The sequence below is a fragment of the Pseudomonas canadensis genome (assembly GCF_030980095.1).
In the GTDB taxonomy this organism is placed as follows: Bacteria; Pseudomonadota; Gammaproteobacteria; order Pseudomonadales; family Pseudomonadaceae; genus Aquipseudomonas; species Aquipseudomonas canadensis.
This window is the reverse complement of sequence record NZ_CP133298.1, coordinates 464,826-476,206: the sequence shown is the minus strand read 5'-3', so window position 1 is coordinate 476,206 and position 11,381 is coordinate 464,826. Positions and strand designations below refer to the sequence as shown.

Below are 11,381 nucleotides of genomic sequence, written 5' to 3'. Positions count from 1 at the left end.
CCACAAGAACCGAGTTTGTTCTGGCCTTCCATCACCCAAATCAATCTTGCTATCCAGCCTCTATTCGCGCACTTAGACTCAGGCCAATTCCTCCAAAGGTAAGCCGCCATGTCCGAGACGCTGCTCAGTTCCCGCAATCTGGCTTTCGAGCTGTATGAAGTCCTCGATGCCGAGGGCCTGACCCAGCGCGAGCGGTTTGCCGAGCACAATCGCGAAACCTTCGATGCGGCCATCAGTACCGCGCGCACTATTGCCGAGAAGTATTTCGCTCCTCACAACCGCAAGAACGACGAAAACGAACCGCGCTACGAAGACGGCAAGGCCATCCTGATTCCGGAAGTGAAGCCAGCGGTGGATGCGTTCCTCGAAGCCGGCTTCCTCAACGCAGCCCGCAGCTTTGAAGCGGGTGGCATGCAACTGCCCACCCTGCTGTCCCAAGCCTGTTTTGCGCACTTCCAGTCGGCCAACGCGGCATCTACTTCCTATCCGTTCCTGACCATGGGCGCCGCCAACCTGATCGAGAGCTTCGGCACTGAGGACCAGAAACAACGCTTTCTGCAACCGATGATCGACGGCCGTTTCTTTGGCACCATGGCCCTCACCGAACCTCACGCCGGCTCATCCCTGTCAGATATTCGTACACGCGCAGAGCCAGCGGCTGACGGGACTTACCGACTCAAGGGCAATAAGATCTTCATTTCCGGCGGTGACCACCCGCTGTCGGAAAACATCGTGCACATGGTGCTGGCCAAACTTCCGGACGCACCGGCCGGGGTGAAGGGCATTTCGTTGTTTATCGTGCCCAAGTTCCTGGTCAACGACGACGGCAGCCTGGGCGAGCGCAACGATGTGTTGCTGGCCGGGCTGTTCCACAAGATGGGTTGGCGCGGCACCACGTCCACTGCGCTGAACTTCGGCGATAACGGCAATTGCATCGGTTATCTGGTGGGTAAGCCGCACCAGGGTTTGAGCTGCATGTTCCAGATGATGAACGAGGCGCGGATTGGCGTCGGTATGGGCGCCGTCATGCTCGGTTACGCCGGCTACCTCTACTCGCTGGAATACGCCCGCGAACGCCCACAAGGCCGCCTGCCCGATAGTAAAGATCCCACGACCGCGCCGGTCTCGATCATTCAGCACGCAGACATCAAGCGCATGCTGCTCACCCAAAAATCCTACGTAGAAGGCGCCTTCGACCTCGGCCTCTACGCCGCGCGGCTGTTCGACGACACCACCACCCTGGCCACCGAAACCGAACGCAAACAGGCCCACGAACTGCTGGACCTGCTCACGCCCATCGTCAAATCCTGGCCGTCGGAGTTCTGCCTCAAAGCCAACGAACTGGCGATCCAGATTCTCGGCGGCCATGGCTACACCCGCGAGTACCCTGTGGAGCAGTATTACCGTGACAACCGCCTGAACCCTATCCATGAAGGCACCCACGGCATCCAGTCCCTGGATTTGCTCGGGCGCAAATTGGCACAAAATGGCGGTGCGGGTCTGAAGCAACTGATAAGACTAATTGCCGAAACTGGTGCTCGCGCGCAGGCTTACCCAAGCCTCACCCCACTGAGGGAACCCCTGGAACAGCTGGTCAACCGCCTGCAAACCGTCACCCTTGGCCTGCTGACGGATCTCGCCCAGGGCAAGGTCAACAGCAGCCTGGCGAATTCGGCGCTGTACCTGAAGGTGTTCGGGCATACGGTAATTGGCTGGCGCTGGCTGGAACAGGCGATTCGCGCCGAAGCAGGCTTGGCCAAGGGTCATGCGGCGGATGTGGCCTTCTATAGAGGCAAGCTCCAGGCTGCCCGGTACTTCCTGACCTGGGAAGTGCCGAGCTGCCATCATGAACTGGCAATCTTGGAGGCCCGCGATGACACGTGCCTCGGCATGCAAGATGAGTGGTTCTAAGGCGTTCCGATCGCCTTGGAAATCACATCGACCGTGGCGCTGACTTGCTCTTGGTAACGGTCGAGTTCCTGCTGGTGCGCCTGCTGCATTTCGATCTGCTCGGCGCACAAGTTCAGCGCCGCCAGCACCAGTAGCTTGTCACCGATCAGGGTCGGGTACTTCTTCTTGGTGGTGGCCAGGGACGCCTTGAGCAGGGTCACGGCGTGCATCAGGGTTTTCTCTTCCCCGGCCGGTGCCTTGATCGAGTAATCCTCTCCGAGAATCGAAACGACCTTTATCCCTTCACTCATGCGCCGACAGGCCCTGCGCTCACACGCTCAACCAGCGCCTGGATACGCGCGGCGGTGGCGCCGTGCTTTTCTTCCTGTTCCATCAGGTTCAGTTGCAGGCTGTCGTTCTCGTCCTTGGCGCGGGCCAGTTCGGCCTTGAGGGATTCGTTGGTGCCCAGCAGATCCTGGTTCTGCTGTACCAGGTCGCTGACCAGTTGTTCCAATTGGCTGAGGGATGCTTCTAACATTTTGATTTCTCGAGCTTTTTAAAAGGGCGGTGACGATAAAGAAAATTCACCTCGGATGCCAGGGTTATCCCCGGCGCGCAGCCCGATTTTTAAGGGCCGGGCCGCACTTTCGAGCCTTAGTGACTGCATTTACCGGATCTGGTTCCTGAATCGATCAAACCCCTCGTCAGATGCGACAAAACCGCACACGCCCCTTTAGACTTTAGTCGTACGACCGATAAAGAGGGACACCCCGTCTGATGGCCGCACGGATCGCGCATCTCCCCCAGGATTCCCGCATGTCGCTTCGTAATATGAATATCGCTCCGAGGGCCTTCCTCGGCTTCGCGTTTATTGGCGCGTTGATGTTGTTTCTCGGTGTGTTCGCCCTGAATCAAATGAGCAAGATACGCGCCGCCACGGAAGACATCACCCTGTCCAGCGTGCCAAGCATTCGTGCCCTCGATGAGTTCACCCAACTGACTCTGCGCCTGCGGGTGCTGTCGTACCGCCTGCTGACCAACCGCGAGCCGGAGGTCCAGCAAAAAACCCTGGAAGCCTTTGAGCTGCGCAATCAGCAGATTCGCACGGCCCAGGGCATCTACGAAAAACTCATCGAGAGCAGCGAAGAGCTCTCGACCTACGACGAATACGTACGCCTGCTGGGCCAGTACCATCAGATTGAAGAGCGCATGAAGAGCCTGTCGCGCGCCAATCAAGTGGAAGAGCTGCGCACCCTGCTCAACACCGAACTGCTGAGCAACTCCGAGCAGGTCAACGCCGTGCTCACCCGTCTGCTGGACATCAACAATAAGATGGCCCTGGCTACCAATAAAGACGCCGAAGACCAATACAACATGGCCTTCAACATGGTGGTGAGCCTTCTGGTGATCGCCACCCTGCTGACACTGCTGTTTGCGTGGCTGCTGACCCGCAGCATCACCCTGCCCATCTCCCAGGCCTTGGAAGCAGCCGAAGAAGTGGCCGAAGGCAACCTGACGCGCCCGATCAAAGTCGACGGCAACGACGAAGCCGGGCGCCTGTTGGCGGCCATGGCCAAGATGCAGGACAAACTGCGCGACACTCTGCAACGCATCGCCGGGTCCGCGACCCAGCTGGCGTCTGCTGCCGAGGAACTGAACGCCGTCACCGACGAAAGCGCCCGTGGCCTGACCCAGCAAAACAACGAAATCGAACAAGCCGCCACGGCGGTGAACGAGATGACCAGTGCCGTCGAAGAAGTTGCCCGCAATGCGGTGAGCACCTCCGAGGCATCGCGCAACGCCACCACTTCTGCCGGCGATGGCCGTGACCTGGTGCAGGAAACCGTCAGCGCCATCGAACGCATGAGCGGCGATGTGCAAGCCACCGCCACCTTGATTGGCGACCTGGCCAATGAGTCCCGCGATATCGGCAAGGTGCTGGACGTGATCCGTGGCCTGGCCGACCAGACCAACCTGCTGGCCCTGAACGCGGCGATTGAAGCGGCACGTGCTGGCGAAGCCGGTCGCGGTTTTGCGGTGGTCGCCGATGAAGTGCGCGCCCTGGCTCATCGCACGCAGCAATCGACCAGCGAGATCGAGCGGATGATCGGCAGTATCCAGGCCGGCACCGAACACGCGGTGGATTCGATGCGCAACAGCACCGAACGCGCCGAATCGACGCTGAATATCGCCAAAGGCGCCGGGATGTCGCTGGATACCATCAATACCGCGATCGTCGAGATCAACGAACGCAACCTGGTGATCGCCAGCGCAGCGGAAGAACAGGCCCAGGTGGCGCGGGAAGTGGACCGCAACCTGGTGAACATCCGTGACCTGTCGGTGCAATCGGCCACCGGTGCCAGCCAGACCAGTGCGGCGAGCAGCGAGCTGTCGCGCCTGGCGGTGGACTTGAATGGAATGGTCGGGCGCTTCCGCCTGTAACTGACCCCGACCGACTGTAGTGAGCGGGCTTGCCCCGCGCTGGGCTGCGAAGCAGCCCCAACAGGAACACCTCATTTTTACAGACAGTATGCGGTGACTGGTTTTGGGGCTGCTTCGCAGCCCAGCGCAGGGCAAGCCTGCTCACCACAAAAGTCTTGATCATCACAGCCTGCCTGCTCACCACTAGAGCCCTGCTCACTAGAGCAAGCCAGCTTCTACATTAGCTCCGCACGAATCAGAAAAAGCTTTTTGACAGCGCAGCAATTCAACAGGTTAGAATCGCTGGCACGCAGACTGCATGGTCAGTTTGCGCCCCGTCTTGTTTGCTCATGGAGTACTGCCTTTGAATGCGACGACCATCAACAGCCTGTTCTTGATCGGCGCGTTGCTGGTGAGTGCGAGCATTCTGGTGAGTTCTCTTTCGTCCCGCCTGGGTATCCCGATATTGGTGATCATCCTGGCCGTGGGCATGGTCGCCGGCGTCGATGGCGGCGGCATCATCTTCGATAACTACCCAACCGCCTACCTGGTGGGCAACCTCGCCCTGGCCGTGATCCTGCTCGATGGCGGTTTACGCACACGGGTGGCGAGTTTCCGCGTGGCACTCTGGCCGGCGTTGTCGCTGGCCACGGTGGGGGTGTTGATTACCACAGGCCTCACCGGCATGGCCGCGGCCTGGCTGTTTGACCTCAATATCATCCAAGGCTTGTTGATTGGCGCAATTGTCGGCTCCACAGACGCTGCGGCAGTGTTCTCGCTGCTCGGCGGCAAGGGCCTCAACGAACGGGTCACCGCCAGCCTGGAAATCGAATCCGGCAGCAACGACCCAATGGCGGTGTTCCTCACTGTCACCTTGATCGACATGCTCGCAAGCGGCCAGACCGGCCTGCACTGGAGCCTGCTGACTCACTTGGTGCGCGAGTTCGGCATCGGCGGCGTGGTCGGCCTGGGCGGCGGCTGGCTGATGCTGCAAATGGTCAACCGCATCAACCTGGCCACCGGCCTGTACCCGATCCTGGTGATCGCTGGCGGCCTGTTCGTGTTCGCCGTAACCAACGCCCTGCACGGCAGCGGCTTCCTCGCCGTGTACCTGTGCGGCCTGGTGATCGGCAACCGCCCGGTGCGCAGCCGTCATGGCATTTTGCATATGCTCGACGGCATGGCGTGGCTGGCGCAGATCGGCATGTTCCTGGTACTGGGCCTGCTGGTCACGCCCCATGACTTGCTGCCCATCGCGTTGCCGGCCCTGGGCCTGGCGCTGTGGATGATTCTGTTTGCGCGGCCATTGTCGGTAATGGTCGGCCTGCTGCCTTTCAAAGCGTTCCACGGTCGGGAAAAGGCCTTTATCGCCTGGGTGGGCCTGCGCGGCGCGGTGCCGATCATTCTGGCGGTGTTCCCGCTGATGGCCGGGCTGCCCCATGCGCAGCTGTACTTCAATCTCGCGTTCTTTATCGTGCTGGTGTCGCTGCTGGTGCAGGGCACGAGCCTGCCGTGGGTGGCCAAGCTGCTCAAAGTCACCGTACCGCCGGACCCGGCGCCGATTTCCCGCGCCGCGCTGGAAGTGCACGTCACCAGCGAGTGGGAGCTGTTCGTCTACCGCCTGGGCGCGGAAAAATGGTGCATCGGCGCAGCCCTGCGTGAGCTGAAAATGCCCGAAGGCACGCGGATCGCCGCGCTGTTCCGTGGCCAGCAACTGCTCCATCCGTCGGGTAGTACCGTGCTGGAAGTCGGCGACCTGCTCTGCGTGATCGGCCACGAACACAACCTGCCGGCCCTGGGCAAACTGTTCAGCCAAGCCCCGCAACGCGGTCTGGACCTGCGTTTCTTCGGCGACTTCGTGCTGGAAGGCGATGCCCAACTGGGCGCGGTTTCCGCGCTGTACGGCCTGAAGTTGGAAGGCATCGACCCGGATATGCCGCTGAGCAGTTTCATCACCCAGAAAGTCGGCGGCGCGCCCATCGTCGGCGACCAGGTGGAGTGGAACAACACCATCTGGACCGTCGCGGTCATGGACGGGAACAAGATTGGCAAAGTGGGCGTCAGATTCCCCGAAGGAAGTCGCCCGGGCCCCGGACTCTTCCTCTAAACTGCGGGGCGACGACGCCCCCGATTCTTCACCTTGCAAGACCGGTCTCTATGCCTACCCTGCGCACGTTCCTCGCCACTGCCCTGCTGGGCCTGACCCTTTGTGTCGGCACCGTTCACGCGGCCGACCCGCCCAGCGCCGACGCCATCCAGCAAACCCTGGACAAGCTGCCCGACCGCAAGTTGCCCGACGCCGACATGAAGGCCCTGCAGGGCATCCTGCAGCAGACCTTGACGTACCTGGGCAACAAGCAGGATTACGAGCAGCGCCTGGTCGACCTCAAGCGCCAGCTGGAAGACGCGCCGCGCGAGACCGCCGACAACCAGCGCGAACTGACCCGGCTCAAGGCCACCAAAATCATCCCGGTCGCCCAGCGCTACGCCACCCTGCCGGTGCCGCAGCTTGAGCAACTGCTGGTGCAGCGCACCACCCAGCAAGGCGACCTGCAAAAAGAACTGGCTGACGCCAACAGCCTGTCCATCGCCGCGCAAACCCGCCCCGAGCGCGCCCAGACCGAAATCAGCAGCAGCCAGACGCGCATCCTGCAGATCAACTCGATCCTCAAGGCCGGCAAGGACAACGGCAAGACCCTCAGCGGCGACCAGCGCAACCAGCTCAATGCCGAACTGGCCGCCCTCAACGCACTGATCCCGCTGCGTCGCCAGGAACTGGCCGGCAACAGTCAACTGCAAGACCTGGGCAACAGCCAACACGACCTGGTGATGGAAAAAACCGCGCGCCTGGAACAAGAGATCCAGGACCTGCAAACCCTGATCAACCAGAAACGCCTGGCCCAGTCCCAACAAACGGTGACCCAGCAGTCCATCGAAGCGCAAAAGGCCGGCGGCAGTAGCCTGCTGGCCACGGAAAGCGCGGCCAACCTGAAGTTGTCCGACTACCTGCTCAAAAGCACCGACCGCCTCAACGATCTGACCCAGAAGAACCTGAAAACCAAGCAGCAACTCGACACGGTGACCCAGAGCGACTCGGCCCTGGACGAGCAGATCAACGTGCTCAAGGGCAGCCTGTTGCTGTCCAAGATCCTCTACAAACAGAAACAAGCCTTGCCACGCCTGACCGTGGACCGCGACCTGGCGGACGACATCGCCAACATTCGCCTGTACCAATTCGAGGTCAACCAGCAACGCGAACTGATCAGTTCGCCAAGTGCCTATGTGGATAACTTGCTGGCCAACCAAGCGCCGGAAGACATCACCCCCCAACTGCGCCGCACCCTGCTGGAACTGGCGATCACCCGCAGCGACCTGCTGGAGCGCCTGAGCCGTGAGCTGAGCGCGCTGCTCAATGAATCCATCACCCTGCAACTGAACCAGAAACAACTGCTCAGCACCGCCACCACCCTGCGCGCGACGCTGGATGAGCAGATGTTCTGGATCCCCAGCAACAAGCCGCTGGACACCGAATGGCTGGAAACGGTACCGGCGCACCTGAGCAAGCAAGTCGCCACCTTGCCCTGGGCCTCCAGCGTCAGCGAACTGTACGACGGCCTGACCCAGCGCCCGCTGCTGTTCCTGCCGCTGCTGCTGTTGATTGGCGCGCTGCTATGGCGCCGTAAAAACCTGTACCAGCGCCTGAACAAGGTGCATCTGGATATTGGCCACTTCAAGCGCGACAGCCAGTGGCACACGCCCCAGGCCATCCTGATCAATATTCTGCTCGCAATGCCGGTTTCCTTAGGCTTGGCGCTGTGCGGCTACGCGCTGCAAATCGACGCCCGTGGGCAGAACGCCAACCTCGGTTCGGCCCTGCTGCAAATCGCCCAGGCCTGGCTGGTGTTCTATACCGCTTATCGCATCCTGGCGCCGGGTGGCGTGGCGGAACTGCACTTTCGCTGGGAAAAGCCCCAGGTCGAATTCCTGCAAGGTTGGGTGCGCAAACTCGGGCTGGTGGTACTCGCGCTGGTGGCCGTGGTGGCCATCGCTGAACACCAACCGGCGGCGCTGGCCGACGATGTGCTGGGCATCGGCGTGGTACTCACCTGCTACGCGCTGATGGCCTGGCTGCTCGGCCGCCTGTTGCTCAACAGCCCGACCCATGAAAAGGCCTCACTGTTCCGCAAGGCCGTGGGCCTGATGTTTACCGCGCTGCCGGTCGCGCTGTTTATCGCCGTGTGCTTTGGCTACTACTACACCGCGCTCAAGCTCAGCGACCGCCTGATCAACACCCTTTACCTGCTGATGTTCTGGCTGGTGATCGAAGCCACCTTCGTCCGCGGCCTGGGCGTTGCCGCCCGGCGACTGGCCTATGCGCGTGCCCTGGCCAAACGCCAGGCCGCCAAGGAAGCCGGCGACGGCGAAGCAGTGATCGAAGAACCGACCCTGGACATCGAACAGGTTAACGAACAGTCCATGCGACTGATTCGCCTGGCCTTGCTCGGCGGCTTTATCGCGGCGCTGTACTGGGTATGGTCTGACCTGATCTCGGTGTTTTCGTATCTGGATAACGTCACGTTGTACGAATACACCAGCGGTACGGGTGCCAATATCAGCATGGTGCCGATCAGCATCGGCGACTTGCTCGGCGCGCTGATCATCATCGGCATCACCTTCGCCCTGGCGCGCAACCTGCCCGGCCTGCTCGAGGTGCTGGTGCTGTCCAAGCTGGACCTGGCCCAGGGCAGCGCCTATGCGACCACCACGTTGCTGTCGTATGTGATTGCCGGCGTCGGTTTCGTCTCCACCTTGTCCACCCTCGGCGTGAGCTGGGACAAGTTGCAATGGCTGGTGGCGGCGCTGTCGGTGGGCTTGGGCTTTGGTATGCAGGAGATCTTCGCGAACTTCATCTCCGGCATCATGATCCTGTTCGAACGCCCGGTGCGCATCGGCGACACCATCACCATCGGCAACCTGTCGGGCACGGTGAGCAAGATCCGCATCCGCGCCACCACGATCACTGACTTTGACCGCAAGGACATCATTGTCCCGAACAAAACCTTCATCACTGGGCAACTGATCAACTGGTCGCTGACCGATACCATCACCCGCGTCACCCTGAAACTGGGCGTGGACTACGGCTCGGATCTGGACCTGGTGAAGGAACTGTTACTCAAGGCTGCCAGGGAAAACCCACGGGTCCTGAAAGAGCCAGAACCCCATGTTTACTTCCTCAATTTCGGCGAAAGCACGCTCGACCACGAACTGCGCATGCATGTGCGCGACCTGGGTGACCGTAACCCGGTGCTGGACGAGGTCAACCGCTACATCAACCGTGAGTTCAAGAAACAGCACATCAACATCTCGTTCCGGCAGATGGAGGTGTACCTGAAGAATATGCACGGTCAGGAATACAAATTGGTGCCGGTTGAGGATGACCGCAAGACCATCGCAGGGCCTGAGACAGAGCAAGACGCCCCCGAGCCGCCACCCGGCAAAGTCGACGATGCGCCGGAACCGCCGCCGAGCAAGCTCGACTAACTCCGCTATCCCCAGCAGAATGCTCGGACATTCTGCTGGAGATGGCCGGTGAAAGCCCTCGACGAACTGACCTTCGACAACCGCTTCGCACGCCTGGGCGACGCGTTCTCGACCCACGTACTGCCTGAGCCCCTCGACGCACCGCGCCTGGTCGTAGCGAGCGAGGCCGCGATGGCCCTGCTCGACCTTGACCCCGCTGTTGCCCAAACGCCGGTATTTGCCGAATTGTTTGGCGGCCACAAACTGTGGGCCGAGGCAGAACCGCGGGCGATGGTCTATTCCGGGCATCAGTTCGGCGGCTACACCCCGCAGCTGGGTGACGGCCGTGGGTTGTTACTGGGTGAGGTGTACAACGAAGCCGGCGAGCACTGGGACCTGCACCTCAAGGGCGCCGGGATGACACCTTACTCACGCATGGGCGATGGGCGTGCCGTGTTGCGCTCGTCGATCCGTGAGTTTCTGGCCTCCGAAGCCCTGCACGCGCTGGGCATCCCCAGCAGCCGCGCACTGTGCGTGATCGGCTCCGACACCCCCGTGTGGCGTGAGAAACAGGAGCGTGGCGCGATGGTATTGCGCATGGCGCACAGCCATATCCGCTTCGGCCATTTCGAATATTTCTACTACACCAAGAAGCCCGAGCAGCAGGCGCTGTTGGCCGAGCATGTACTGAACCTGCACTACCCCGAGTGCCGCGAACAACCCGAGCCGTACCTGGCGATGTTCCGCGAAATCGTCGAGCGCAACGCCGAATTGATCGCTAAGTGGCAGGCTTATGGCTTCTGCCATGGCGTGATGAACACCGACAACATGTCGATCCTCGGCATCACTTTCGACTTCGGGCCGTTTGCGTTTCTGGATGACTTTGACGCGCACTTCATCTGCAACCACTCGGACCATGAAGGACGCTATTCCTTCAGCAATCAGGTGCCGATTGGGCAGTGGAACTTGAGTGCATTGGCGCAAGCACTGACGCCGTTTATCAGCGTCGACGCCTTGAAAGAAGCCCTTGGGCTGTACCTGCCGCTGTATCAGGCGAACTACCTGGATCTGATGCGCCGCCGCCTGGGACTCACCACCGCCGAAGACGATGACCAGCATCTGGTCGAGCGGTTGTTGAAGCTGATGCAGAACAGCGGCGTGGATTACACCCTGTTCTTCCGCCGCCTGGGGGATGAGTCGGCGGCGTTGGCGGTGACGCGGCTGCGCGATGACTTCGTCGACCTGGCCGGGTTTGATGCCTGGGCCGAGCAGTACAAGGCGCGTGTTGCACGGGATGGTGACTACGGCGAGGAACAGCGCCGTGCACGGATGCACGCGGTGAACCCGCTGTACATCTTGCGCAACTATCTTGCGCAGAATGCCATCGCTGCCGCCGAGTCCGGGGATTACAGCGAGGTGCGACGGCTGCATGAGGTGCTTTCCAAGCCGTTTGAGGAGCAAGCGGGGATGGAGCAATACGCACAGCGGCCGCCGGATTGGGGGAAGCATTTGGAGATTAGTTGTTCGTCTTAAGGAGGCGTATCCAGAAG

At 61.0% G+C, this 11,381-nt stretch carries 7 protein-coding genes and 1 pseudogene; 6 read left to right on the top strand and 2 right to left on the bottom strand.

Annotated elements, in window-relative coordinates; translation table 11 throughout:
- Nucleotides 1-108 precede the first annotated feature (108 nt).
- A complete protein-coding gene (locus RB216_RS02150; RefSeq protein ID WP_308908263.1) occupies nucleotides 109-1,911 on the top strand; it encodes an acyl-CoA dehydrogenase in 1,803 nt (600 codons plus the stop codon).
- Here the strand turns inward: RB216_RS02150 and RB216_RS02145 are convergent.
- Entirely contained in the window at nucleotides 1,908-2,201 is a 294-nt protein-coding gene (locus tag RB216_RS02145; RefSeq protein WP_016977202.1) for a cell division protein ZapA, read from the bottom strand. The two genes, RB216_RS02150 and RB216_RS02145, sit on opposite strands and share 4 nt — an antisense overlap.
- Nucleotides 2,198-2,428 carry a hypothetical protein gene (locus tag RB216_RS02140; RefSeq protein WP_016977201.1) on the bottom strand — a complete coding sequence of 77 codons (231 nt, stop codon included), beginning with the start codon at nucleotides 2,426-2,428 and terminating at the stop codon, nucleotides 2,198-2,200. The genes RB216_RS02145 and RB216_RS02140 overlap by 4 nt, the downstream gene beginning before the upstream one ends.
- A gap of 239 nt (nucleotides 2,429-2,667) precedes the next feature.
- On the opposite strand from RB216_RS02140, the pseudogene RB216_RS29760 reads away from it, so the two are divergent.
- From RB216_RS29760 to selO, 5 genes and pseudogenes are all read left to right on the top strand, one after another.
- A pseudogene (locus RB216_RS29760) lies at nucleotides 2,668-3,429 on the top strand (MCP four helix bundle domain-containing protein); the annotation flags it as partial.
- 30 nt (nucleotides 3,430-3,459) lie between these two features.
- Complete coding sequence (locus RB216_RS29755; RefSeq protein ID WP_370694346.1) at nucleotides 3,460-4,332, top strand: methyl-accepting chemotaxis protein; 873 nt, start codon at nucleotides 3,460-3,462, stop codon at nucleotides 4,330-4,332.
- Between the two features lie 343 nt (nucleotides 4,333-4,675).
- Nucleotides 4,676-6,418, top strand: a complete 1,743-nt coding sequence (locus RB216_RS02130; protein ID WP_016977199.1) for a potassium/proton antiporter — start codon at nucleotides 4,676-4,678, stop codon at nucleotides 6,416-6,418.
- A gap of 50 nt (nucleotides 6,419-6,468) precedes the next feature.
- Complete coding sequence (mscK, locus tag RB216_RS02125; protein WP_028615454.1) at nucleotides 6,469-9,852, top strand: mechanosensitive channel MscK; 3,384 nt, start codon at nucleotides 6,469-6,471, stop codon at nucleotides 9,850-9,852.
- Between the two features lie 48 nt (nucleotides 9,853-9,900).
- Nucleotides 9,901-11,364: a protein adenylyltransferase SelO gene (gene selO / locus RB216_RS02120; RefSeq protein ID WP_236317981.1), complete on the top strand. Its 1,464-nt coding sequence runs from the start codon at nucleotides 9,901-9,903 to the stop codon at nucleotides 11,362-11,364.
- The last annotated feature ends 17 nt before the right edge of the window (nucleotides 11,365-11,381 follow it).

Excerpts from the sequence above, each read along its gene's own strand:
- RB216_RS02145 (WP_016977202.1), bottom strand. The coding sequence starts at position 2,201 with ATGAGTGAAGGGATAAAGGTCGTTTCGATTCTCGGAGAGGATTACTCG.
- RB216_RS29755 (WP_370694346.1), top strand. The coding sequence starts at position 3,460 with ATGGCCAAGATGCAGGACAAACTGCGCGACACTCTGCAACGCATCGCC.
- RB216_RS02150 (WP_308908263.1), top strand. The coding sequence starts at position 109 with ATGTCCGAGACGCTGCTCAGTTCCCGCAATCTGGCTTTCGAGCTGTAT.
- RB216_RS02140 (WP_016977201.1), bottom strand. The coding sequence starts at position 2,428 with ATGTTAGAAGCATCCCTCAGCCAATTGGAACAACTGGTCAGCGACCTG.
- mscK (WP_028615454.1), top strand. The coding sequence starts at position 6,469 with ATGCCTACCCTGCGCACGTTCCTCGCCACTGCCCTGCTGGGCCTGACC.